The sequence below is a fragment of the Rheinheimera salexigens genome, from assembly GCF_001752395.1.
Taxonomy (GTDB): Bacteria; Pseudomonadota; Gammaproteobacteria; order Enterobacterales; family Alteromonadaceae; genus Alishewanella; species Alishewanella salexigens.
On record NZ_MKEK01000001.1, the window covers coordinates 1,206,927 to 1,232,338 of the forward strand.

Annotated in this window: 24 protein-coding genes; 15 read left to right on the forward strand and 9 right to left on the reverse strand. The window is 42.6% G+C overall.

The window, feature by feature from the left end; all coding sequences use genetic code 11:
- Positions 1–17: 17 nt before the first annotated feature.
- From BI198_RS05565 to BI198_RS05575, 3 genes are all read left to right on the forward strand, one after another.
- Complete coding sequence (locus BI198_RS05565) at positions 18–269, forward strand: hypothetical protein (RefSeq protein WP_070048669.1); 252 nt, start codon at positions 18–20, stop codon at positions 267–269.
- Positions 270–340: 71 nt separating this feature from the next.
- On the forward strand, positions 341–1,423 hold the full coding sequence (locus BI198_RS05570) for an AI-2E family transporter (RefSeq protein WP_141728848.1): 1,083 nt from the start codon (positions 341–343) through the stop codon (positions 1,421–1,423).
- Positions 1,424–1,524: 101 nt separating this feature from the next.
- A complete protein-coding gene (locus tag BI198_RS05575) occupies positions 1,525–1,731 on the forward strand; it encodes a hypothetical protein (protein WP_070048670.1) in 207 nt (68 codons plus the stop codon).
- 41 nt (positions 1,732–1,772) lie between these two features.
- On the opposite strand, the gene BI198_RS05580 is transcribed toward BI198_RS05575, so the two are convergent.
- On the reverse strand, positions 1,773–2,786 hold the full coding sequence (locus BI198_RS05580; protein WP_070048671.1) for a DUF5924 family protein: 1,014 nt from the start codon (positions 2,784–2,786) through the stop codon (positions 1,773–1,775).
- A 176-nt stretch (positions 2,787–2,962) separates the two neighbouring features.
- On the opposite strand from BI198_RS05580, the gene BI198_RS05585 reads away from it, so the two are divergent.
- Both BI198_RS05585 and BI198_RS05590 read left to right on the forward strand, forming a co-directional pair.
- A complete protein-coding gene (locus BI198_RS05585; RefSeq protein WP_141728849.1) occupies positions 2,963–3,544 on the forward strand; it encodes an NAD(P)H-dependent oxidoreductase in 582 nt (193 codons plus the stop codon).
- A 1-nt stretch (position 3,545) separates the two neighbouring features.
- Positions 3,546–5,330, forward strand: coding sequence for a cation:proton antiporter domain-containing protein (locus tag BI198_RS05590; protein WP_070048673.1), 1,785 nt, complete (start codon positions 3,546–3,548; stop codon positions 5,328–5,330).
- A 38-nt stretch (positions 5,331–5,368) separates the two neighbouring features.
- On the opposite strand, the gene BI198_RS05595 is transcribed toward BI198_RS05590, so the two are convergent.
- Positions 5,369–7,321: a propionyl-CoA synthetase gene (locus BI198_RS05595; RefSeq protein ID WP_083256562.1), complete on the reverse strand. Its 1,953-nt coding sequence runs from the start codon at positions 7,319–7,321 to the stop codon at positions 5,369–5,371.
- A gap of 157 nt (positions 7,322–7,478) precedes the next feature.
- On the opposite strand from BI198_RS05595, the gene arfB reads away from it, so the two are divergent.
- Positions 7,479–7,898, forward strand: a complete 420-nt coding sequence (arfB, locus tag BI198_RS05600) for an alternative ribosome rescue aminoacyl-tRNA hydrolase ArfB (RefSeq protein ID WP_070048674.1) — start codon at positions 7,479–7,481, stop codon at positions 7,896–7,898.
- A gap of 19 nt (positions 7,899–7,917) precedes the next feature.
- Here the strand turns inward: arfB and dbpA are convergent, their stop codons facing one another.
- Positions 7,918–9,297 (reverse strand): ATP-dependent RNA helicase DbpA, encoded by a 1,380-nt coding sequence (dbpA, locus tag BI198_RS05605; protein ID WP_070050684.1) that lies wholly within the window; start codon positions 9,295–9,297, stop codon positions 7,918–7,920.
- 267 nt (positions 9,298–9,564) lie between these two features.
- On the opposite strand from dbpA, the gene BI198_RS05610 reads away from it, so the two are divergent.
- Together BI198_RS05610 and BI198_RS05615 are read left to right on the forward strand one after the other, a co-directional pair.
- On the forward strand, positions 9,565–12,909 hold the full coding sequence (locus BI198_RS05610) for an MHYT domain-containing protein (RefSeq protein ID WP_158007086.1): 3,345 nt from the start codon (positions 9,565–9,567) through the stop codon (positions 12,907–12,909).
- The gene (locus tag BI198_RS05615) at positions 12,893–13,882 is read left to right on the forward strand and encodes a response regulator (RefSeq protein ID WP_070048676.1); all 990 of its coding nucleotides are present in this window, start codon (positions 12,893–12,895) and stop codon (positions 13,880–13,882) included. Before BI198_RS05610 ends, BI198_RS05615 begins: the two co-directional genes overlap by 17 nt.
- 64 nt (positions 13,883–13,946) lie before the next feature.
- Here BI198_RS05615 and BI198_RS15905 read toward each other — a convergent pair whose 3' ends face one another.
- The 5 genes from BI198_RS15905 to ygfZ all read right to left on the reverse strand — a co-directional run bounded on the left by BI198_RS15905 (position 13,947) and on the right by ygfZ (position 18,103).
- Positions 13,947–14,453, reverse strand: coding sequence for a bactofilin family protein (locus BI198_RS15905; protein ID WP_083256563.1), 507 nt, complete (start codon positions 14,451–14,453; stop codon positions 13,947–13,949).
- Entirely contained in the window at positions 14,357–15,307 is a 951-nt protein-coding gene (locus BI198_RS05625) for a M23 family metallopeptidase (RefSeq protein WP_070048677.1), read from the reverse strand. Before BI198_RS05625 ends, BI198_RS15905 begins: the two co-directional genes overlap by 97 nt.
- A 100-nt stretch (positions 15,308–15,407) precedes the next feature.
- Positions 15,408–16,421 carry a DUF2804 domain-containing protein gene (locus BI198_RS05630; RefSeq protein ID WP_070048678.1) on the reverse strand — a complete coding sequence of 338 codons (1,014 nt, stop codon included), beginning with the start codon at positions 16,419–16,421 and terminating at the stop codon, positions 15,408–15,410.
- 145 nt (positions 16,422–16,566) lie between these two features.
- The gene (locus BI198_RS05635) at positions 16,567–17,052 is read right to left on the reverse strand and encodes an FKBP-type peptidyl-prolyl cis-trans isomerase (RefSeq protein ID WP_070048679.1); all 486 of its coding nucleotides are present in this window, start codon (positions 17,050–17,052) and stop codon (positions 16,567–16,569) included.
- Positions 17,053–17,065: 13 nt separating this feature from the next.
- A complete protein-coding gene (ygfZ, locus tag BI198_RS05640) occupies positions 17,066–18,103 on the reverse strand; it encodes a CAF17-like 4Fe-4S cluster assembly/insertion protein YgfZ (protein ID WP_070048680.1) in 1,038 nt (345 codons plus the stop codon).
- A 149-nt stretch (positions 18,104–18,252) separates the two neighbouring features.
- Between ygfZ and BI198_RS05645 the strand changes: the two genes are divergently transcribed.
- The gene (locus BI198_RS05645) at positions 18,253–18,504 is read left to right on the forward strand and encodes an FAD assembly factor SdhE (protein WP_070048681.1); all 252 of its coding nucleotides are present in this window, start codon (positions 18,253–18,255) and stop codon (positions 18,502–18,504) included.
- On the forward strand, positions 18,491–18,931 hold the full coding sequence (locus BI198_RS05650; RefSeq protein ID WP_158007087.1) for a protein YgfX: 441 nt from the start codon (positions 18,491–18,493) through the stop codon (positions 18,929–18,931). The genes BI198_RS05645 and BI198_RS05650 overlap by 14 nt, the downstream gene beginning before the upstream one ends.
- A gap of 42 nt (positions 18,932–18,973) precedes the next feature.
- On the opposite strand, the gene nadB is transcribed toward BI198_RS05650, so the two are convergent.
- On the reverse strand, positions 18,974–20,575 hold the full coding sequence (gene nadB, locus BI198_RS05655) for an L-aspartate oxidase (protein ID WP_070048683.1): 1,602 nt from the start codon (positions 20,573–20,575) through the stop codon (positions 18,974–18,976).
- 148 nt (positions 20,576–20,723) lie between these two features.
- Between nadB and rpoE the strand changes: the two genes are divergently transcribed.
- The 5 genes from rpoE (at position 20,724) to lepA (ending at position 25,407) form a co-directional block, all read left to right on the forward strand.
- Positions 20,724–21,299, forward strand: coding sequence for an RNA polymerase sigma factor RpoE (rpoE, locus tag BI198_RS05660; RefSeq protein ID WP_070048684.1), 576 nt, complete (start codon positions 20,724–20,726; stop codon positions 21,297–21,299).
- Between the two features lie 63 nt (positions 21,300–21,362).
- On the forward strand, positions 21,363–21,980 hold the full coding sequence (locus BI198_RS05665; protein ID WP_070048685.1) for a sigma-E factor negative regulatory protein: 618 nt from the start codon (positions 21,363–21,365) through the stop codon (positions 21,978–21,980).
- Positions 21,980–22,909 (forward strand): MucB/RseB C-terminal domain-containing protein, encoded by a 930-nt coding sequence (locus BI198_RS05670; protein ID WP_235605254.1) that lies wholly within the window; start codon positions 21,980–21,982, stop codon positions 22,907–22,909. Before BI198_RS05665 ends, BI198_RS05670 begins: the two co-directional genes overlap by 1 nt.
- The gene (locus BI198_RS05675) at positions 22,909–23,364 is read left to right on the forward strand and encodes a SoxR reducing system RseC family protein (RefSeq protein ID WP_070048687.1); all 456 of its coding nucleotides are present in this window, start codon (positions 22,909–22,911) and stop codon (positions 23,362–23,364) included. The genes BI198_RS05670 and BI198_RS05675 overlap by 1 nt, the downstream gene beginning before the upstream one ends.
- Positions 23,365–23,607: 243 nt before the next feature.
- Entirely contained in the window at positions 23,608–25,407 is a 1,800-nt protein-coding gene (gene lepA, locus BI198_RS05680) for a translation elongation factor 4 (protein WP_070048688.1), read from the forward strand.
- Positions 25,408–25,412: the final 5 nt, after the last annotated feature.

Consider the following 25,412-nt stretch of genomic DNA (forward strand, 5'->3'; position numbering starts at 1 on the left):
TGTCGCTGGAGACCCTTATGTTAATTGCAGGCTTAATAAAAAAACAGCAACATCGAGTTGATCATAATACCGAGCAATGGCAGCAACAGCAGAAGCTATTACAAGCTGAAACTTGGTTACTTAAGCAGCGTAGTAAACAATTTATCGGTTCAGTCCCTGGTTTAACTATTAGCTTTGGCTTAGGGGTATTAATGCAGATGCGCCATCATACGCTGGTTAAAACCGTACGGCGTACTTTGGGCTTTAGCTGGTTACGTTATATTTTGTAGCTAGACTTCTAACCGAGTTAATGACCTTAAAGGTGGCAAGCAATGGTGATAATCAATTATGACAATCAACAATGACTAGCGATAAGGTCACCTCCGCGCAAAAGCGCTACTCGCTACATTTAGCCTCGACCATGGCAATGAAGATTTTGGTTGTTTTAGCCATTGGTTATACCTTTTACTTTTGTCGCAGTTTATTGCTGCCATTATTATTAGCTGGCTTGGTAGCACTATTTAGTAGCCCAGCAGTGCGTTTAATGACTCGGATCAAGATTCCAAAACCTTTAGCAGCAGCGTTGGTACTGAGCTTTTTGGTGTTTGGTTCCGGATATGGCATTAGTTTGTTATACGAGCCAGCCTCACAATGGGTCGAGCGCTTACCGTTAATTAGCCATAAATTGGCCGACCATGTCGATGATGTTACTGATTCTATTAATTCCATTAAAGATGTAGTACTGCCTTCCCAAGACACTAGCGGCAGTGACGCTGATTCAGTTAGTACTGCTGTTGGCTCAGGTATCGTGCCGTTATTATCTTTTATAGCCCAAGCTACAGTAATGGCATTAGTTCAACTGGCCGCAGTGGTAATGCTAGCCTATTTCTTTTTAGTCTTTGGTGACACCTTGATGCGCAAATTAGTGCGACTAAAAAGCTCACTGCATGAAAAAAAGAATTTGGTACAGATGTTTCAAACTATTCGAGACGACATTTCTCGGTATGTATTATTAGTATCAGTGATTAATATTTCTTTAGGTGTCGCCACCACCATCGTCTTATCTATAATAGGTGTTGCTGATCCTCTGCTATGGGGAGCGTTGGCGACGGTATTAAACTTTGCTCCTTATATAGGACCGTTAATGTTGATGGTTTTATTAGCTGCGGTCGGTTATACCGAGTATCAGCAACTAGGTGATATTTTATTAGTACCCGGAGCCTTTTTAATCCTCAATATTATTGAATCACAACTTATAACACCATTAGTCTTAGGCCAGCGTTTTAATATGAATCCATTATTGGTTGTGGTGTGGATGTTTATTTGGGGTTGGATCTGGGGTGCAGTTGGAGTATTAATTGCTATTCCATTATTAGTATGTTTAAAAATATTTCTTAGTCATCTTGAAATTCCACCAAAATGGTTGGCGTTACTGGAAGCTTAAATTAACCTAGCGTTTAGGTTTTGCGTAACGAATTTAAGGTGGATTGCGGTTTTAAATTGGAATAAAAAGTAGTTATGTTGATAATACGCTGCAGTCTTTTAATGTTATTAATGCTTGTAACCTTTAGTAGCTATGCGACTGTGCAATTTAGCCGTGAGCAGTGTCAGCAGTTAAATCAGCAACGTAAGGATATTCGACAGCAATTACGCCAACCCTATACCGCAGAGCAGGGCCAGCAATTACAAGCCGAACATAAAGCCTTAATGCGTCTATTGCAACTTCACTGCAAAAATCCCCAACCTAAATAGTTTCAAGGGGTCAGAGTACTTGAAATTTAACTTATTGAAAATTAAGGTGAAACTGTAAATCTAGTTAAGCCAATAAGCTGCTCTGACTCTGTAACCACTTTAACTTGCCATTTGCCGACCGGATTACTTGGGAAGTTTAGCTTGTGGGTCCAAGCGCGATAGCCTTGGTCACGTCCACCTTTAATATCTAACGTGATGCGGTCTACTTCTTTATTATTCAGCAGCCAAACATGGAAAATCTTTTCGTTTAAACCACGAGGTGCTTTAACGGCTGTCCAAGTGTATAAACCTTGATGATGCAAAGTGTAGGCATCTAACTGCTTAATGCTGGCGCCAGGTTGTCGTTGTTCTAAATCAACCTCGTGCGATAATGTAATACCGGTTAACCGTAATGCGGCAGGCGGCACCCAGCTGCGTAATTGCCACAATCCGGCACTTAATACACAAAGTAATAATATTGATACGGGTAAGCGCCACCACCGGCCATTTTGCATTAAGTTACCTAAGCTAGGGATCGTTAGCACAATAGCGGCAATTAAAGCGGCGGCTAAACTTTGGCTGGTGGTTAGATTTAATAAAATAGGTAGAATTACCAGTAATACCACAAATAAAGCAAAAGCATGAAATACCACAAAAAGAGTGCGGTTAGGGGCCAGCTTTTTATAATACAGTGGATCTATTAGTGAGATAAATGCGCAGAATATAATTAACGCGGTGAAAATGGCTTGTGGATGATCCCAACTGGTTACGGCAAGAAAAAACGGTAGGGCAAAAAACAAGCTTTCTTGTTGCACCATTTGTAATACAAAACGCATAATATTCGGCGACATGGCGACACCAAAATGCTGTTCTACACGTTCTCGCAGCCAATTATCAATCAATAACCATAACCAGCTAAATAATAAGAATAAAGCAATAAATTGCGCCAGTGACTCCTTCCGATCAACTAACACATAACTGGCCACGCCAGAGCTAAAAGCCAGCACTGCCATTAATCCCGGTCGGTTTTGCATTAAATGGGCAAATTGGTTTATCAGGCTTTTAAGAAAATTCATCTGGGAATAGATCCACTAGGTTGTTGGCCATGGCTAGCAATTGAATAATTGTATAGTAGAAAGGAGTAGGGCGATATTTTATCGGCTTAAAAAGTTAGATTTTTTGCGTATAAACCTTGTGACTAAGGCTGCAGTGTTCGACACTAAGCACTGTGTTTTTATTTTGTGAAATAGCTATGTTTAGTTTGCTCTACGCGCATCCCTATGGCCGTCATTCTTATGTCAATCAGCACTTAATTAAAGCTGTTAATGCACTAGATAGTTTTGATCTGCGTGATTTATATCAAGCCTACCCTGATTTTTACATTAACGTTAAACAAGAGCAGTTGGCCTTGCAGGAAAGTGCACTTATTATTATGCAGTTTCCGGTGCAAAATGCTTATCCACCTTCTTTACTGGTGCAGTATATCAATAAAGTATTTTGCCAAGGTTGGGCTTGGGGCGTTAATGAGCAGCAACAACCCACGCAAATGTTAGCGAATAAAATCTTATTAGTCGTACTCAGCGGCTTAGAACGCGATGACTGTGATGGTGTGGATAATGCTAAGCAAAAGCTCCAGCTGGTATTGCAACCGCTGCAACATTTAGCCCAGCAGTGCGGCATGCAGTTTGCTGCGCCGATATTGCTCCCTTTACGTCATTTGTTGTTTGATCAAGAACTGGCAAAAATAGCGACCCAGTATCAACAAAACGTCCAGCAATTACTGCAACAACATATTCTGCAACAACAATCAGTGCAACAAGATAGCGAGGCGTAGCATGCAGTTAACCATATTGGGCTATTTGATGATTTATCTGGCAGCTATGGTCCTAGTGGTGCCATTAGTCAAACGATTTGGTTTAGGCGTGGTCTTGGGGTATTTATTAGCAGGATTATTGATTGGGCCTTCAGGTTTTGCCATCACTAAGGATAATGCCGATATCAGCTTATTGGCTGAGTTAGGCGTGGTGTTAATGTTATTTACTATCGGTTTAGAGTTGGATGCCAAAAAACTCTGGTCGATGCGCCATCGGGTATTTATTTATGGCTTGCTGCAAATGTTGGGTTGTGGCTTAGGTGTAGCGATAGGTTTGTATTTATTCGGGTTTTCTTTACCGATATCAGCATTGTTAGGCGTGACCTTAGCCCTGTCCTCAACCGCAGTTGCAGTACAGCTAATGAAAGATCGTAATTTATTAGCAACAGAAACTGGCCAGTCGGTATTTGCTGTGCTGTTGTTTCAAGATTTAGCCGCCATTCCTTTATTAATAGGCTTAAGCTTTGTAGTACCCAGCAGTAATGATATTGAGTTTAATTGGCTTGCGGCATTGGCAGCCATTGCGGCCATTATTTTAATTGGTCGCTACGTAATGAATTACTTACTAAATTGGGTGGCAAAATATGGTGCCCGAGAACTGTTTGTTGGCTTAGCCTTATTATTAGTTATTGGAGTAATGCAGTTAATGCTCGCGGTAGGTATTTCTGCAGGTTTAGGTGCATTTATTGCCGGTGTATTATTAGCTAGCTCGGCCTTTAAACATCAATTAGAAGCTGATTTAGAGCCGTTTAAAGGCCTGTTTTTAGGCCTGTTTTTTATCACTATTGGCGCTGATATTAATTTAAGTTTATTAATTGCCCAGTGGCCAACAATTTTAGGTCTATTGGCGTGTTATTTAGCGCTAAAATTATCAATTTTATATTTATTGGCATGGCTGCAGAATATTGCTGCGGCAGAGCGCATACGCTATGCCGTATTATTAGGCCAAGGCGGTGAGTTTGCGTTTGTCATCATTGCCCTAATAGCGGGTGTCTTAGTAGATACAGAACAAAGTGCCATGCTTAATCTGATTATCGCGTTATCTATGGCATTGTCACCGTTGTTATTAGCATTACAAGAGCGTTATCAGCACAAGCACACTGCGCCTAAGCTAGATGATAGTGCCAATATGGATACAGATATTATCCACAGAGACGTTATTATTGCGGGCTTTGGTCGCTATGGCCAAATCATTGGTCGGTTATTATTAGCTAACGGTATTACGCCGACCATTATGGATCACGATTCGGCAACGATTCAGCACATGCGTAAGTACGGCTTTAAAGTCTACTATGGTGATGCGCGGCGCATGGACTTATTAGAGGCCGCTGGTGCAGCCAAAGCAAAAGTATTAGTGATTGCCATGCATGATGCTGAAACCAGTTTAGCAATTGCCCGCTTAGCACAGCAGCATTATCCTCAATTATGTATTATGAGTCGTGCAGTAGATGTTAATCATCTGTATCAATTACGCAAGCTAGGTATCCAGTTTATTCAACGGGAATTATTTGAAAGTTCAATACTACAAGGGCGTGATGTTTTAGCCCAGCTAGGCTTAGGTGCCTATGAAGCTAAAGAGTTAACCGATAGGTTTCGGGCTAAAAATATCGAGTTGTTAGCTAAAATGGAGCAAAGCAGAGAGCAAACAGATGAGAAAGGTTATTTTCAATTGCTGCAGCAAAGTCGAGAGGAGTTACAACAACAATTAGAGCAAGAAATACGCAGTGCCAGTGAGCGTTATAAGTAACGAACACTGGCCGGCAATTCGGCTAATATTGGCCGAAATTATTGTGGGCTGCTCATAACTAAGCCTTTCTGATTTAAAATAGCGGCAATTTCCGGCACGCTATCAGGGTCATCTATGGTCGACGGAATAGAAAGTGGTTCGCCATTAGTAATACCGCGTAAAAGCTTACGTAAAATTTTACCCGAGCGGGTTTTGGGTAAGCGCGGCACCACTATCACTTGCTTAAAGCTCGCCACCGCCCCAATTTCCTCTCTTACCATGGCCACTAATTCGGCTTGTAAAATGGTATCGTCTATTTGCTGGCCATTTTTCAGTAGCACCATGGCTAGCGGTTGTTGGCCTTTAATCGCATCGTGGATACCGATAACACAACACTCTGCTATTGCTGGATGATTGGCGACAATTTGCTCCATTTCTCCGGTAGATAAGCGATGTCCTGCTACGTTTATGACATCATCAGTACGGCCCATCACAAATAAGTAACCGTCTTCATCAATATAGCCACCATCACCACTGTCATAGTAGCCAGCAAAAGTACTTAGATAACTATCATGAAAGCGCTGTTCATCCTGCCAAATAGTGGTGAGACAACCTGGTGGCAAGGGCAGCTTAAGCGCGATAAAGCCTTGCTCATTAGGGCGAAGCCTGCGGCCTTGATCAGATAGGATCTGCACGTTGTAACCTGGGATAGGCAATGAAGACGAACCCGGTTTAACGGCAAAATGGGCTATGCCAATTGGATTGGCTGCAATTGGCCAGCCGGTTTCAGTTTGCCACCAATGATCAATCACCGGTTTATGTAGCTTTTCACATGCCCAGTGCAGCGTAGCTGGATCTAAGCGTTCTCCGGCCATAAAAATATAGCGCAATGCAGATAAATCATATTGCTGTAAGCTTGCTTCAGGATCTTCTTTGCGAATAGCTCTAAAGGCGGTGGGGGCGGCAAATAAAGTATTGACCTTATATTCCGCACAAACTCGCCAAAATGCTCCAGCATCGGGTGTCATTACGGGCTTTCCTTCGTACATGACCGTTGTACAGCCAGCGATAAGGGGGCCATACACAATATAAGAATGGCCAACCACCCAACCGACATCAGATGCAGCCCAAAACACATCACCGATTTGGCAATTATAAACATGGCGCATACTGTAATTTAACGCGACCGCGTAGCCGCCATTATCGCGCACCACACCTTTAGGTTTACCCGTGGTGCCCGAGGTATATAAAATATATAACGGATCAGTAGCTTTTACCGGTGTACAAGGCGCGGGTAAAGCATGTTGCATGGCATGTTGCCAGTCGATATCACGCGGTGGCTGCATCGGCGCAATTAGTTGTTCGCGTTGATAGATAATGCAGTTTGTCGGCTGATGTTTACTGAGTTGCAAGGCTTTATCTAATAAGGGCTTATAGGCGATAATACGGCTGACTTCAATACCACATGATGCGCTAACCACCAGTTTAGGTTTGGCATCATCAATACGAACTGCCAATTCTTGTGCTGAAAAGCCACCAAATACTACAGAGTGAATGGCGCCTAAACGGGCAACTGCTAGCATGGCTATCGCAGCTTCTGGGATCATCGGCATATAAATAACGACCCGATCGCCTTTACTAACACCTTGTTGTTGCAGCACACCCGCAAAGCAAGCCACTTGGTGCTGTAATTGGTTATAGCTAAATTGCTGCTTAGTATTTGTCACCGGAGAGTCAAAAATAAGCGCAGTTTGCTCCCCTCTGCCTTGCTCAATATGATAATCCAATGCCATGTAAGCGATATTTAATACCGCATCGCCAAACCATTGATAATGGCCGGAAGTAAGTTGCTGCAAAATGCTATTAGGAGCTTTATACCATGGCAGTTGTTTAGCTTGTTCAGCCCAAAATAACTCCGGTGTATTCAGTGCTTGCTGAAATTGTTGCTGATACTGTTTTTGCTGGCTGACAGGGCTAACTGCAGCATTTATGTCATTTCCATTGTTAAGCATAATAAGTCCCTCATAACTTAATCGTTAGCCTACTGTAGCGAATTTTTTGCTGAGATAAACTTAGACCTTAGCCTTAGTTCTGGCATAAGTTGCGGCATAAACTTGTTACTGAGCGGTGAATATGTTCAGATCTAGTTTTAGCTAAGTAAGGATAAAAATGGCAATAGAGATAACTAAAGATGTACAGATAGCGGATAGCGAAATTGATTGGCAGTTTGTGCGAGCATCTGGTGCAGGGGGGCAGCATGTCAATAAAGTGTCGACTGCTGTGGTGTTAATGTTTGATATTAATGCGTCGTCATTACCAGAATTTTTTAAACAACGCTTATTAGAATTTACTGATCATCGTATTAGCAAAAGCGGTAAGGTGATTATTAAAAGTCAGCAGACTCGCAGCCAAGAAATGAACCGTGAGATGGCTTTAGCACAATTTATTGAATTAATTAATGCCTCTACTGTGGTGGCAAAGAAGCGCATTGCTACTAAAGCCAGTTATGGCAGCAAGCAGCGCCGTTTGGCAACTAAGAAACAAAAAGGCGCAACTAAAGCGCTACGCCAATCTAAACCTGATTTTTAAATCGGTGGTTATTAACTGCTTATAGCATTCTAGCCCGAACAGATTTCGCTTTAATTTTACCTTGCTGAATTAATTGTAAGGCTAACTTAACGGCAGAACGTTTAACCGCAACAAAGCTCCAAATATCATGCAGCTGAATTTTACCTAAATCATCATTAGTTAATTGTTTACTTGCAGTAAGCGCACCAACAATATCGCCCGCTCGAATTTTATGCTTTTTACCGGCATCAAGTTGTAAGGTTACCATTACAGGCTTAGCCGGTTGTAATTGGTTATTAAGTGCGGGTAATTCGCTAGCAACGATAGTAATACCTAAGCCGTCTTCAATTGGCGGTAACTTACCGGCATCACTGGCGGTAAATAAGCTTAATGCCATACCGGTTTCACCAGCACGGCCGGTACGACCAATGCGGTGAATATGGGTATCGGCATCATGGGCAAGTTGGTAATTAAAGATAGCATCAACGCTACTAATATCTAAACCACGCGCAGCGACATCAGTGGCGACTAATACACAGGCACTGCCGTTAGCAAATTGCACTAAAGTTTGATCGCGATCTTTTTGTTCCATATCACCATGCAAGGCTAATACACTAAAACCATATTGATGCAGGGCATCGGCCACATCTTGGGTTTCGCGCTTAGTATTACAAAACACGATACTGCTTTGGCCTTGGTAATGGAGCAATAAATTATACAGTGCGGTTAACCGGCTGCGTTGATCGTTAACTTGAAAAAATTGCTGATCAATAATGCTGTTGTCATGTTGATGTGCAATAGTCACTTCAACCGGATCTTTTAATAAGCGTTGGCTAAGTTTAGCAATTGCTGCTGGATAAGTGGCGCTAAATAATAAGGTTTGGCGTTGGCTTGGCGCTTTACTCATTATGGTATCTAAATCGGCCTGAAAGCCCATTTCTAACATACGATCGGCTTCATCTAATACTAGGGTGGTTAAATCGTCTAGTTTTAGTCGGCCTTTATCTAAATGGTCAATTATCCGCCCCGGCGTACCAACAATAATATGGGCGCCGTGCTCTAACGAGCCAATTTGTGGCCCTAATGGTACGCCGCCACACAGGGTGAGAATTTTAATATTATGAATATTACGGGCTAATTTGCGCAGTTCAGCAGCAACTTGATCCGCTAACTCACGGGTGGGACACAGCACTAAGCTTTGCACCCGAAAATATTTCACATCTAGCTTGGCTAAAATGCCTAAACCAAAAGTGGCGGTTTTACCCGAGCCAGTTTTGGCTTTGGCAATAACGTCTTTACCTGCTAATACGGCAGGTAAGGCTTCCGCTTGGATCTCGGTCATTTCGGTATAACCAAGATCGGTTAAATTAGTTAATAAGGCCGTTGGTATATTTAAAGTCGAAAAAGATTGGCGCGTCATGCGTGGCTCCGCAAAAGAAAGTACTGCAGGCAGCTGCCAGCAAAAGGGGCGGCATTGTAGCAGAACTAGTGTGGTTTGCATTAGCTAGATGCTGGTTTTTTCAGCATTGCTCTAAGTGCATTGAATTTTAATATAACACGCTAGCCTATTTTTTCAGCAATTGACATTTTTTGACTCAGATAGAACGCAATACAGCACAATTAAGTTGCGCTCAGATCATCATGCCGTAACATGCGGCGTATAAAATCTCTTGATCAGGAAGCAATAGTGTCGGCCCTACTACAGTTGTTTAGTTATCCAGCAGACAGTTTATTATTAAGCGGTGATTATAATTATGTGCTAGTAGCACTGTCGATTTTTATTGCGGTATCCGCCTCAACCTTAGCCTTGGCGTTAGCCGATGAAGCTAGGCATCTGGCGGGTACACAGCGCCGAATTGTATTATTTACTGGCAGTATTGCGTTAGGAACCGGGATATGGGCGATGCACTTTATTGGCATGCTAGCCTTTATGCTCTGCACGCCAGTGAGTTATCTTACCAATACCACTTTATTATCCATGCTGCCTAGCTTGTTTGCTTCATGGGTTGCGCTCACCTTAATTTCTCGGCACAAAATTACAGCTTTACCGTTATTACTTGGCGGTGTGCTGATGGGCGCCGGTATTGGTGCTATGCATTATTCTGGCATGGCAGCGATGACCATGTCAGCTCAGTTACGTTACTCACCTAGTATCTTTGCACTATCGATTGTAGTCGCGGTAGCACTGTCTATTTTAGCGCTTTATGTCCGATTTGGCGTGGCTAAATTACAGTTTAAATTAGCCGCTTGGCATTTAAATATATTAGCGGGTGTGGTGATGGGCTTGGCCATTACAGCTATGCATTATACCGGCATGGCCGCTGCACGTTTTGTGGCACCTACTGATTTTGTTAGCCAAACTGACGTCCAGTCACAATCAGTGGTATTAGCGCTGTCTGTAGCCTTTGTCACGATATTAATTGGCGGCTTAGTGCTGGTACTTAATTTATTAATTAAGTTTCAAAAACTAAGTAAAATAAAGCAAGCTAGCGCTGCACGGCTAGAAGCTATTATGCAAACTTCCTTAGATGCCATCATCAGTATTGATACCGACGGCAATATTTTAAATACTAATAAAGCTTCGGAAGCGATATTTGGTTGGCACCTGACTGACTTTATAAAACTTAATATTGGTGAACTGTTTCCAGAGCCTTATTTAAGCGAATATAAGCAATACTTGACCATGTTTCAGCAGACTAATCAGCCTAAGTTGTCTGGTGTTGCAAAAGAAATTCAATTAAAACATAAACAAGGTCATTTGATACCGGTACGCTTATCTATTGGCCATATTAATTTACCCGATACTAATATTATGGTGGTTTATATTAGTGATATTTCTAAACGGGTAGAAATGGAGCGGGTGCTTAGAGATAGAGAGCAGCAGCTAAGCTCATTGTTAAGTAATATTCCCGGAACGGCCTATCGCTGTCAACTAGACGCCCATTGGAGTATGTTGTTTATTAGCCAAGCAGTAAAAGAGCTTACTGGCTATCCGGTTACAGATTTTTTATTACCTAATCCAATCCGGCATTTCTCCGATTTAATTCATCCAGATGACCAAGAGCAGTTTAAACAGTTTAAACAGTTAGAACATAGCCAATCGTTTGAGTTTGAATATCGTATTCTCCACAGCGATGGCAGTGAGCGCTGGGTGTTTGATCATGGTTATTGCGTTCGGGATGAGTCAGGAGCAATCTTGTGGCTAGATGGCTTTATGATGGACATCAGCGGCCGTAAAGCTTTAGAGCAAGGCTTGATTAGTGCACGGCAACAAGCCGAACAAGCGGCGGCGGCAAGGGCAAGTTTTATGGCTAATATGAGCCACGAAATTCGCACGCCGATGAATGCGATTTTAGGTTTCACCGATATTTTATTAGAGACTAAATTAGACAGTGAACAGCAAAAATATTTATCAACCGTTAGCGGTGCGTCGCGCTCGTTATTACATCTACTAAATGATGTATTAGATAGTGCTAAGTTAGAAAAAGGCAAATTAGATCTGGAGCTAATGGCATTTTCTTTACGCGAGTTGTTAGACAGTGTTATTTCAACGCTGTGGCTGCAAGCGCGGCAAAAAAGTCTGCAGTTAAACTTACATGTTAGTGCCGATATTAGCGAGTATGTTTATGGTGCTCGCGACAGGTTACGACAAATATTATTAAACATTATTGGCAATGCCATTAAGTTTACCGAACAAGGTAGCGTGACGGTAAACGTATTCAAACAAGCTGACATGATTCAATTCGAAGTGCTGGATACCGGTATAGGTATTCCTGCCGAGCGATTAAAGCAAATTTTTGAGCCTTTTACTCAGGCTGATGCGTCAATGAGTCGTCGATTTGGTGGTACAGGACTAGGCACCACCATTAGCAAGCAATTGGTTGAGCTTATGGGTGGCGACATTAATGCCACCAGTACTGCAGGTCAAGGCAGTTGCTTTAGCTTTAACTTGCCGCTAAAGACAGCTGCTAAAAGCGATATTACGGTTATAGCCAATGTTAAACTCAATCCGCTGCATATTTTAATCGCGGATGACATCGCACAAAATATTGAGTTGCTGACCATTTTATTGCAACGAGCGGGTCATACGGTAGATGCGGTTGTTAATGGTGAGCAAATATTACAGCAGTTACAGCTGCATAATTATGACTTGGTTATATTAGATAGCCAAATGCCTGTTATGGATGGTATTACCGCCGCCAAACAGCGCCGTGCTTATGAAAAACAACGCTCGTTACCTGCAGTACCGATGATAGTATTAACGGCCAGTGTATTGCCAGAAGACAAGCTGGCTGCTCGCAACGCTGGCATTGAAGGTTTTGCTAGTAAACCGGTTAATATTGATGGCTTGCAGTTAGAGATAGCGCGGGTATTAAAATTAGATGTTAAAGCAACCCAAGCAAAAACCGCTGCAATTAGTCAAAATAGCAACAATATAAATGTCACTAAAGGCATTGCTATGTGGGGCTCAGTAGGTGCTTATTTAGCTGAAGTTGGCCGTTTTTTACAGCAATATCAGCCATGGCCGGCTCAGCTAAGTGAGGCATTACAACATCAGAACTTCGATGTAATTAAGCACAGCTGTCACGCCGTTAAAGGCTTAAGTGGTAATTTGGCGTTAAGCCAAATTTATCGTTTATCTAGTCAACTTGAACAACAAATTCAGCAAGCCAATATTATTGAGTGTCAGGCCAGTATCGATGCTATTACCGCCTTATTTGGCCTTATCCAACAAGAATATCTGCTGTTAACTGAACAGGTAAACACCACACAACAACAGCAAATATCTACTGAACCGCCACAAAATGTTAGCTTAATTATTAGCAACTTACTGCATGCCGCCAAGCAAAATCAGTTAGATGATGTGGCAATCAACCAATTGCAACAGTGCAAGTTCCTGCACAGTAATAGCACAGTAGTGCAGTTAATCGCTGCATTTAACGACTTTGAATTTAGTTTAGCCACTGAGTTATTAATCAGTTTGCAACAGCAATGTGCGGCAGAGGAAATAGATAATGCCACTAGCGTCTAAAGCAAGTATTTTATTGGTTGACGATGAGCCGACCAATTTACGGGTTTTAAAACAAGTATTACAACAGGACTACAAGTTAATTTATGCCCGCAGTGGTCAAGAGGCCATAGAGTTAGCACAGCGCGAACAACCGGACTTAATTTTATTGGATATTATGATGCCGGGGATGACCGGCTACGAAGTGTGTCGAACGCTTAAAGCGCACTCGACGACACTGGCTATCCCTATCATTTTTGTGACTGCCTTGCAGCAAGAGCGTGATGAAGCACATGGCTTTGAAGTCGGAGCGGTTGATTATATTACTAAGCCTATTACGCCCATTGTGGTTCAAGCAAGGGTAAAAAACCAGTTATCGTTAGTGCGGGCAGATGAACTAAAGCGCACTCGATTGCAAGTTGTTGAGCGTTTAGGCCGAGCGGCTGAATATAAAGATAATGAAACTGGCTTGCATGTAAAGCGGATGAGTCATTACTCGCAGCTTATCGCGTTAGCGGCAGGTTGTTGTCCGCATTGGTCGGAAGAATTACTTCATGCTGCGCCTATGCATGATATTGGCAAGATAGGGATACCCGATAATATTTTACTAAAACCGGGTCGGTTAGATGATGCCGAAATGGCCATTATGCGCCAGCATGCGCAAATAGGTGCGACTATTTTAGGCGATGATGATTCAACATTAATGACCCTAGCAAAATCAGTGGCATTAAATCACCATGAAAAATGGGATGGCACTGGCTATCCTAGTGGTATTAGCGGTGCCGATATACCCTTAGAGGCGCGTATTGTGGCGCTAGCCGATGTGTTTGATGCCTTAACCAGTAAAAGGCCGTATAAAGAAGCTTGGTCGGTTGAGCAAGCAATGGCGCATATTAAAAGCCAGAGCGGTTTACACTTTGATCCGGGCTTAGTGCCATTGCTAGAGCAGCAATTAACTGAAATTTTATTAATAAAAGCGCGCTGGCAAGAAAGCTAAGCGCGCGGGTGAGCTTTATTTGAGCGGTACACGCGGTTAAAGCTAGGCTTAAGCTTTTAACCACTTAAGCTTTTGCGGCAGTTTTGGCTGCTGGGCTATTTACACTATCGGCACTAATATCACTTCTATCACTGGTATCGCTGGCTTCAGTTTTTGCATCAGTCTCAGCAAAGCTAACACTAGTTTTAGCGGCAGTGGTTAAGCTAATAACTTTTTCATCAGTGGTAGGGCGGGTTTTACCTAAGAAGCTGCCGCCACGTTCAATGCATAAATCATCAGAATGAATTGAACCATGCGCTTTACCATTAGGTAATATCTCAACGGTGTTAGCGTAACAATCGCCTTCAAATAACCCATTAATCACTACCTTATCTGCAGTAATCTCGCCTTTTACTCGACCACTAGCACTAATGATCAAGGTTTTGTCACTAACAATTTTACCTTCAACAAAGCCATCAATATGTACATCACAAGTTAATCGGATATTGCCGTTAATTGTGCATCCTTGACCGATAATAGTTGTAGTTGATTGCTGGCTTTTGTTTGTAGCATGCTTACTAAAGAATCCCATTTAATGCTCCGTTCTTGTTCAAACACTAGATCGAAATTAGTCGCATCCCAATCCATAAAACTTTGTGGATTAAGCGCTCGATCAAGAAAGTGTATTTCATAATGTAAATGCGGTGCGGTTGATAAACCGGTGTTGCCAGACATAGCAATAAGCTGGCCTTTATGGACAAAAGTGCCACTTTTGACTTTAAACTCGTCTAAGTGGGCATATAAAGATGAAAAACCAAAGGCATGGCGAATTTTAAGCAGGTTGCCATAACCGGATTTACTGGTTCTGACGACATCAACTACACCGTCGGCTGGCGCATAAATTGCGGTACCGCGTTTTGCCGATAAATCGACGCCTTTATGATGTTGTTGTTTGCCAATAATAGGGTGCTGCCGTGCGCCAAAACGGGATGTACGACGACGAAAATCTAACGGTGAGCCATTAGGGACTAATTGCAACATCGCTTGGCGTGCTGTGGAGTTTACCGAAGCGGTATCTAAGCGGTTCTCTAAGTTTTGTGGGTATTGCTGCTCAAGACCAAGCGCCAGTTCAATTTCACCTACGCGGTTAATGACTTGCAGCATTTCGTCTTTTTTCTGGCCAAGCTCTTGGGCTAATTGCTGCTTACTGTGTTGTAAATTAGCAATTTCATCTTTAAGAGTATTGGCTTGTACAGCCAGCTCTTTGCGCTGTATTCGAGTGTGATCGACGGTACGTAGCAAATAATCAATAACGCCAGCAGTGATTATAAGACCAAATAGCAGCAACCAGAGGCCAATAATAGCATTACGTTTAAACAACGCACTAATGTTGAAATGGCGTGTACCACTGATGGTAGAAACAGAAATGATAATGCGATCTTTCATTCAGATTGGTTCTGACTCAATGGTTAAAAAATAGTTAGACCGCCAAAATAGGGTGCTTTATAAGTAGTGTCAAGTTTTTTGACAGTTTGATATTTACCCATTACCACCGCGCAAAGTGGTTTTCAGCCAAGCCGGGTACTTGATTTAACACTATTTTATCACCCTTTTCCGTTACAATTATGCCACTAAAAACACCACAATATTGACGGAAATTACTTATCACCAGACCAAGGTTGAGTTGTTCTTGACGCGCTTGATGCGGGGTAAATGTGAGTTGCAGTCTTTGATCGCTACTGTTAAATGTCCAGATAGAATTGGCATGCTGTTTATCAAATTGAATATCAACATTCGCTATACGATGCATCTGGCCATTTAGCCAAAACGCATTTTCATTAAAGCCAGTTTCATTAACACCCGCAGCGACATTTAAACCAAAGTGTCCTTGTGCTAATACCGCACTAATACTGCCCCAGCGCCAATTAGTTTCTCGCCGCATATAGCCCGCTGAAAAATCATAACCCCCTAATGCTGAGCTTAAATCTAAGCGTTGGCCTTTATAATCCAACTGACCCGTAATAGCTAAAGCGTTATGTTTTTGGGTGTAAGTCCAGCCGTTATAGCCAGTAGGGCTACACATGGCTATAGGCTGTGCGCTGCTGGCACCATTTAGGCTGAATTTGCCATTAAACATTTCGCCGCTAAGTTCAATGTGCCAATTGTAGTTATCCAAATCAATACTTATCTGCTGTTTAGCCTTAATGTGAGCACTGCCAGATACTGGGGAAGGACTCATTTGAACACCTAAGCTAAAAGGTTTGATTATGCTGATTTCATCTAAATGTTGCTGCTGGCGCTGATAAAAATAACAAAAGCCATTAGCGGCATAACGAATGTCGGCAATGGCGATACCAATTTGCCAATCAGGATGACAAATACTGATAAATTGAAACTGCTTATAATGTAAATATTTGGCTAGTTTAGAGGCAGGTTTATCCATAACCGTATGATAGGCAAATTCTGCCAAAGCCAAATCTGTAATGGGGCTATCAAAATAACCAAAGCGCGGTTGGCCTTGTGTATTGATAAGTTTGTTGGGGGGTACTTGATTAGTCATGACAAAGCACACTTAAATGGCGATAAGCCATCAAAGCATACTTTAATCATAACTAGCAAGTGTAAGGATAAGTTGAAGCAGCCAAGGTGATAACCTAAAGTAGCTAAGTTACACCATTGAATTTATGGCAGTTAATTTACAGGAATTAGTGATCAGCCTGACCATCAATACCGTGAACATGGCCATGTGCTAGCTCTTCTTCAGTGGCGTCACGCACTAGCGTAATTTCAACATCAAAGATTAAATCAATACCGGCTAATGGATGATTACCATCAACTATTACATCGGTATCGGTGACTTCTAAGATAATAACGGACTGCTCTTGGCCTTCAGGCCCTGCAGCACGAAAGCGCATACCTGGTGCAACATCCATACCTTCGAACATGGTTTTAGGCACAGCTTGAGTTAGGGCATCATGACGTTCGCCATAAGCTTCTGCAGCTGGAATATCGGCTTTAAAAGTCTCTCCGCTAGTTTTACCAATTAATGCTTGCTCTAAGCCGGGGATTAATGAACCGTGGCCAAATAGAAAGACTAAAGGCTCGCCACCTTTAGAAGAGTCTAATTCGTCACCAGTTTGGTTAGTAACGGTATAGTGAATGGCGACAACTTTGTCTTGAGAAATGGTCATGAAAACCTCTGTTTTATAAGGAGTAAGGTAACGGTACTATTTGCAACGACGGCGCACTGTCGCTGTTCAACCGCAGAGAATCTGCCGGTGTTATGTCATTGGGCAGCACGGCAATCAACCATAATGTATTGTTGATATTAGCTGCATTAACAACCTGGCCAGTCCGGCGCCAGTTTTCGTTTAATTGCAGTTCAATGTCTGTACCTGCAGCAGGCAATTCATCGGTTTCAGCAGTAAGAATAAAGGCAGCGCGTTTATTGCCACCACGGTACTTTAAGCGGGCGACTGTTTCTTGGCCGATATAACAGCCTTTAGTAAAACTAATGGCATCAATAGCTTGCAGGTTTAACATTTGTGGCACTAACTGGCCAATTAATCCGTGTTCAAGATAACTAAAACCGCAACGAATATGCTCTGCTAACCATAAATTTGGCGCCGCAAAAGGCAGTGCTTGGCTCATCAATTGTTGTGCCGCACTAATTGACTGCAACATAATAAAGTGGCTTTGGCCTAAACGCAGCAATAGGGCATTATTGTGCCGACTTAATTGGCCAATGTCAGGCAGGCTAAAGCCTAACTCTGCAATTAAGGCACTGACCTTAGCTTGCTCTGTACCACCAATACCAAATACGGCATATTGGTCTTGGCCTGAGCTAAAGGAGACTTTAGAGAAAACACCGAATTTTTTCCATTGCTCGGTAGAGGCGGTTAATTCATCTCTAAAAGCGATAACGATTAATGGTGCTATTTCACTATCAGAACTATCAGAACTATCAGAACTATCAGAACTATCAGCGCTATCCTCTTTAGTCGCAGTGCAAATATGGAATTGCGACCACATTTTGCCCTTAGCGTCACAATGGGCGCCACGTAGAAAAGCCGTGTTAGTCAGCGCTGCTATATCGCAGGTAGTTTGGCTTTGCATATATTTAATCGTGTCAGCCCCACTAATGCTTAGGGTGTCAAAAGCCGGTAAAGGCGCAATAAATGCTTGCTCTGGCTCTGTAGATAGCCCAGCGTAATGTTCAGCGGTTAACCATGATGTATGCATAATAACGTCAGCTAATTTAACTCAATTAAGTGGTGATAGTATAATCATTGGGGAATGCAGCTAAAAGCTCAACCCCAAGACGGAAAATTTGTTAGAATCGATGTTTAATATCATGCTCATTTAAATCTGAGCCACGCATAAGGTGAAGTATGACAGAATTGATGATTAAACCAAGATTGCGCTGGGCATGTCGCCGCGGCATGCTTGAGCTAGATGTGCTTTTGGCTCCTTTTGTTGAAGAGGGCTATGACGCGCTTAGCTTAACGCAAAAACACGACTTTGAGCGTTTGTTAGCAGCGGATGATCCTGATTTATTTAGTTGGTTTATGGGCCATGGCAAGGCGAAGGACCCGGCTTTACAAGCTTTAGTCGCTGTGATCTTGGATCGTGTCCGAGTTTAATCTTTGTTTGCAATCATCGACACTAGCCCAGTGCTTACTTTGGCTAGTGTTACCTTCTCCCTTATTGGTATTAATGGCTAATCCGGTACCCACCAGCGGTTGGCTAATCATTATTCCGTTGTTGTTAGGCTATTATTTAACGTGGTTGGCCTTAATTCAACGGCGCCAAAATAAGCAGCTCGCTACAATAACGGCCGACGGGCAATTACATTGGTTTGCACCCATAAATGATACCGGTCAGGTTAAAGTAGGCGGCTTAGTCAGTCAGTATGTGCTGCGTTTAGATTGGTATAGCGATAATCAACAGCGGTTATTGCAACAGTGGATTTTTTTCGATCAGTGTCAGCCCACCGACTTTCGAGCTATTGCTAGGGTAATAAGCCAAACTAATTGGTCCGTGACTAAACATAATAAGCTTAGCGAGTGACGTTGGCTGACTTAGGGTATAGTCACTCGCGAATCAACGGCGTTATTTAGGTTCAAGTATGGTCGGTTTACTATCGGCTAATAATTTAGGGTAATCTAGATTGTAATGCAAACCACGGCTTTCTTTGCGCTGCATAGCGCTATGGATAATAAGCTCAGCCACCTGAACTAAATTTCTTAATTCTAATAAGTGATGGCTAATATGAAAGTTACTGTAGTATTCATTAATTTCTCGCTGTAATAACTCTACCCGATGTAACGCCCGAGCTAAGCGCTTATTAGTGCGCACTATACCCACATAATCCCACATAAAAAGTCGCAACTCATGCCAGTTATGGCTAATAACGATTTCTTCATCTGAGTCGCTAACACGGCTATCGTCCCAGGCCGGAACATTTTCCAGAGCGGTTGTGGTGTCCAGTTGCTGCAAAATATGTTTTGCCGCAGCTTGGGCAAACACCACACATTCTAATAATGAATTACTGGCCATGCGGTTAGCGCCATGTAAGCCGGTATAAGCGACTTCACCCACAGCATATAAGTTGGTTATATCAGTTTGGCCATCTAAAGACGTGACAACACCGCCACAAGTATAATGTGCTGCCGGCACCACTGGGATTGGTTGTTGGCTAATATCAATACCGATACTTAAACATTTGGCATAAATAGTCGGGAAGTGCTCAATAACAAAATCTTTTGGTTTATGGCTGATATCTAAATACACGCAATCAGCGCCAAGACGCTTCATTTCAAAGTCGATAGCACGGGCGACTATATCCCGCGGGGCCAGTTCAGCGCGCTCGTCAAACTCAGGCATAAAGCGGCTGCCATCAGGGCGCAATAAATACGCGCCTTCGCCACGCATAGCTTCCGTAATTAAAAAGTTGGGCGCATCTGGGTGATATAAGCTGGTAGGGTGGAATTGGTTAAACTCCATATTGGCAACTCGGCAGCCGGCTCGCCAGGCCATAGCAATACCATCGCCACTCGCTACATCGGGGTTACTGGTATAAAGGTATACTTTACTGGCACCACCGGTAGCTAACGCCACAAAGCGCGCTCGGATCAGTTCCACTTTGCCAGTTGATGTGTTTAAGACATAAGCGCCATAGCAACGTTTAGCATCTAAGCCTATTTTTTTGCCATTAATTAAATCAATGGCATTATAGTTTTCCAGTAATGTAATATTTTTATGGGCTTTAACTTGTTCAACTAAGGTCAGTTGTACTGCTTGACCAGTGGCGTCTGCCGCATGCAAAATCCGGCGATGGCTATGACCGCCTTCACGCGTTAAATGATATTTAAGCTTGCCATCATTATCTTGGTACTGATCAAAGGGTACGCCTTGGGCTATCAGCCATTGCATTGCCGTTTTAGCATTGCTAGCGGTAAATTGTACCGCTGCTTCATCACATAAGCCGGCGCCTGCCACCAAGGTGTCTTTAACATGGGAGTCAATACTATCATTTTCATCAAATACTGCGGCAATCCCGCCTTGTGCATACAAGGTAGAACCTTCGCGTAAAGGGCCTTTGCTTAACACTAAAACTTGTGCGTTATCAGCTAGTTGTAGTGCTAATGATAAACCGGCAGCACCGCTACCGATAATTAATACATCACAAAGATATTCTTTTGCTTGCTTCATGCGATACACTTGTTTGCAGTCAAAGTCGGGCTATTGTAGCTTTTTTGTCAAACTTATCAGAACTATTTCTTTCATCGATGGTCATAATGGTACGCAAGAACAGCGCCAGTAAGCATTATAGTCAGTATTACAGGGGATAAGCTCGAACATGAGCGAGCAAGAATTGGACTGGCAAATTGTCCAGCGTGTACAACAGGGTGATAAAGCCGCCTTTAATTTGTTGGTAAAAAAATATCAACATAGAATAGCGAACTTAATATCTCGATATGTCTCTAACCATGGAGACGTGGCCGATGTGGCACAAGAAGCTTTTATAAAAGCTTATCGTGCAATACCCGGTTTTCGCGGTGAAAGTGCTTTTTATACATGGCTTTATCGTATTGCAGTTAATAGCGCCAAAAATTATTTAGTGGCTAGAAATCGTAAGCCACCAGCAACAGATGTGGATGCCGATGACGCTGAATTCTTTGATGGCAGTGATGCCTTAAAAGAGCAAGATTCACCGGAAAGGCTATTGTTATCTGAAGAGATCCGTTCAGTTGTGTTTAACACAATTGATAAATTACCTGACGAGCTGCGTACTGCAATTACTTTGCGCGAGTTAGAAGGGTTAAGTTACGAAGAAATTGCGGAAGTGATGGCATGTCCAATTGGCACCGTTCGCAGCCGTATTTTTAGAGCAAGAGAAGCAATTGATGCTCAACTTAAGCCGTTAATAAGTTAAGTATCAGTGGCACAACACTAGCAAGCTAACTATGCATAGCTAGTAAATATGACAGGAACCAATATGTCGTCAGAAAATCAAGAATGGCTCTCTGCTGCCAGTGATAATCAGTACATTGATGAGCAACAGCTTGATGTATTGTTGGAGCAGGCAGAGTTACAGCATAAACTGCAGCGCTTCCATACTGTAGGTGCGGTATTACGCCAAGAAAAAAGCATCGAGCTTCCAGCAAGCTTTGCTGATGATATTGTCGCTAAGCTAGCCGATGAGCCGGTATATAAATTGCAGCAAACTAGCAATTTGGTCACAAAAGTGGATCCAAAGGCTAAAGCAGCAAATAGCGGTTGGTTTCAAGCAGTGGCCCAAGGTGCAATTGCGGCCGGTGTGGCATTAATGGCGGTATTTGGTGTGCAACAGTATCAGCAGTCGCCTACGCAAGATGCATTATTACCGTTGCCGGTATTACAAACTCTACCTGTAGCGGGTTTTGCTACGCCGGTGAGTTTAAGTCAAACAACCGTCAGCTCTCGCTTTGAACAGCAAGAGCAGCAAGCGATGCTAGAACAGCAAAAACGGTTACAGGCTTTGCTAAATGCTCACCGCCAACAAGTGCGAAGCATGGAACAACAACAGCAGGCTAGTAATCAAAAACCGACTAAAGTGGTTGAAAACGAGCAATAATGATGCGATTCCAAGGCTTTTGTTGTGCCATAGTTCTGATGTTAATCTCTACTATGGCGCAAGCCGAACAAGCAGGCTGGGCGATATTTAATAAAGTACAGCATGCGGTGAAAGAGTATAATTTTGATACCTCTTTTGTGGTATTAAAAGGTAGTCAAGTTGACACTTACCGTTGGCTGCATGGTAAGTCAGAGCAGCAAGAAATAGAGCATTTAATCCCTTTAGACACTAACGGTGTCGATATACTGAGGCGAAATGAGCTAGTTTATTACTTGCTGAGTGACAGACCTGCGTTTGTAGTCTCGGGTCACAGTATTGCTGAATTGCCTGCAATACTGTTTGAATCTGACACCAAACTAAAGCAGCTGTATAATGCAGTTCCTGGCAGTAGCTCTGTAATGTCGGGGCGAAGCGCGCAGTTATTGCGCCTGACTGCTAAGCAGCCGGGTCGTTATCATTATTGGTTGTGGCTAGATGATGAGACAGGCTTCCCATTGCGTATCGATACCTTGTCAGAACAACAAGCCCCGCTAGAGCGATGGTTAGTCACCCATATGCAAATTACCCCAGAGTTTCCAGAGAACCTGCAAGCTTTACTGGTTGCAGATTTACCGCAACCGGCTGCAGCTGAGATTAAATCTATGCCTAATGCCAAGCAGCAATTAACTTGGTTGCCTGATGCTTATCATATTATTACTCAGCCGGCATCTATCCCACAATTAGAATCTAATTTACAAAGCTATTGGTTATTAACCGATGGATTGCATCAAGTGTCGGTATTTGTTCAACCCAGTCAAGGCTTACCCACCCAAGCTTATCGTGATGGAGCCACCACTATTTTTGTGCAAAGCTCGCCAGTGCTTGAAGTCACGGTAATTGGCCCTGTGAGTATTGATATTGCCCGCCAGCTAGCAGCAGGAGTTAAGTAATGGTAGAACAACTCGCTAGTGTAGTGGCAGCAGAAAACAATGGCGTTTGGTTAACCACTACGCCTGTCAGTAGCTGTAATGCTTGTAATGTCAGTGACGATTGCGGCACCGGCATCGTGGCTAAAACCCTGACACCTCGACAGCACCGCTTTTTTGTCAGTACCGATTTAAGCTTATTACCAGGTGAGCAAGTTAAAATAGCCGTTTCTGAGCAAAATTTATTACAAGCCGCCTTTATTGTCTATTTACTGCCTTTAGTATTAATGTTGCTAGCTGCTTTATTTGCTAGCCATAGCCTAATGTTAGCTGAAGGCTGGGTTATGTTAGCGGCGCTATTGGGCGCGAGTGTTGGTTTCTTGATAGCACGGCGCTATAGCTTATGGCAGCAAAGTCAAACTGAGCAAATCCATATAATGCAAGTATTGCCACAACTTGCCATTCATCTCGCTGAATAAACTATTTATCATTAGTTTTAAGCAAATAGACAGTAGCCTTTATTAAATAAAACATAGAAAGTATTAAATAAAGCATAGCAAGTATTAAATAACACCTAGCAAGTATTTAATAACACATAGCAAGGCGCTGCGGGATAGAGTACAATTCGGGCTAATTTTTCAGAATAACCTGCGTTTTAGTGGCTGGTTGTGCTAAGCAAAATGCTGCACCCACCCTAAGTCGCCTAAAGCTTTGCGGACAACATGCCTAAACTTAATCACATCAGAAATTTTTCTATCATTGCTCATATTGACCACGGTAAATCTACCTTATCAGATCGCCTTATCCAGTATTGTGGTGGCTTATCTGATCGCGAAATGCAAAAACAGGTATTAGACTCGATGGATTTAGAGCGCGAGCGCGGTATTACTATTAAAGCGCAAAGCGTTACCCTAAATTATAAAGCTGATGATGGCGAAACTTATCAGTTAAACTTTATCGATACGCCAGGTCACGTAGACTTTAGCTATGAAGTTAGTCGCTCTTTAGCCGCCTGTGAAGGTGCATTGCTTGTTGTCGATGCTGGTCAAGGTGTGGAAGCGCAAACCGTAGCTAACTGTTACACCGCGTTAGATATGAATTTAGAAGTTATTCCAGTATTAAATAAAATAGACTTGCCGCAAGCCGATCCCGATCGCGTTGCCGAAGAAGTTGAAGATATTATCGGTATTGAAGCCTTAGGGGCAGTGCAGTGCTCGGCTAAAACCGGTCTGGGTATTAAAGATGTGTTAGAAACCATCGTGAAAAAAATACCCGCACCAGATGGCGATGTAGATTTGCCAACCCAAGCATTGATCATCGATTCTTGGTTTGATGCTTATCAAGGTGTAGTGTCATTAGTTCGAATTAAACACGGCAGTATTAAAACCAAAGACAAAATTAAAATCATGTCTACTGGCCAAGTATATGAAGTTGATGAAGTGGGTATTTTTAGCCCTAAAGCAACCAATACGGGGCAATTACACCCAGGCGAAGTAGGCTATATTATTGCCGGTATCAAAGAAATTAAAGGTGCACCAGTAGGTGATACCTTAACCTTATCGCGTAATAGTGCTGAAAAACCTCTACCAGGCTTTAAGCGCATTAAACCACAGGTTTATGCTGGTATATTCCCTGTTTCGTCAGATGATTATGAAGACTTCCGTGATGCCTTAGCTAAGTTGAGCTTAAACGATTCTTCGTTATTTTATGAGCCAGAAAGCTCAGGTGCATTAGGCTTTGGATTCCGCATTGGTTTCCTAGGCATGTTACACATGGAAATTATTCAAGAGCGCTTAGAGCGCGAATATGATTTAGATTTAATTACCACAGCGCCAACCGTAGTGTACGAGGTGGTGACCAAAGACGGCTCAGTGGTGCTGGTAGATAACCCAAGTGCGTTACCTTCCGTAAATGATATTGAAGAGATTCGCGAGCCAATCGTTGAAGCGCATATATTAGTGCCACAAGAATATTTAGGTAATGTAATTACCTTATGTATTGAAAAACGTGGTGTGCAAAAAAATATGAGCTATCACGGTCGTCAAGTTGCGGTGGTATATGAACTACCCATGGCTGAAGTGGTTATGGATTTCTTTGACCGTTTAAAATCGACCAGCCGTGGCTATGCTTCGTTAGACTATTCGTTTAAACGCTTCCAATCTTCCAATATGCAACGAGTTGATATTTTAATTAATGGTGAGCGAGTTGATGCATTGGCTATTATTAGTCATGTCGATTTTGCTCAAGGTCGTGGCCGTCAATTAGCTGAAAAGTTAAAAGAGCTGATCCCACGCCAGATGTTTGATATCGCTATTCAAGCGGCTATTGGTAACCATGTTATCGCCCGAACCACCATTAAGCAGATGCGTAAAAACGTATTAGCGAAATGTTATGGTGGTGATATTAGCCGGAAGAAAAAATTATTACAGAAACAAAAAGACGGTAAAAAACGGATGAAGCATGTGGGTAACGTTGAAGTACCACAAGAAGCTTTCCTGGCTATTTTGAAAGTCGGTAAATAATTAAG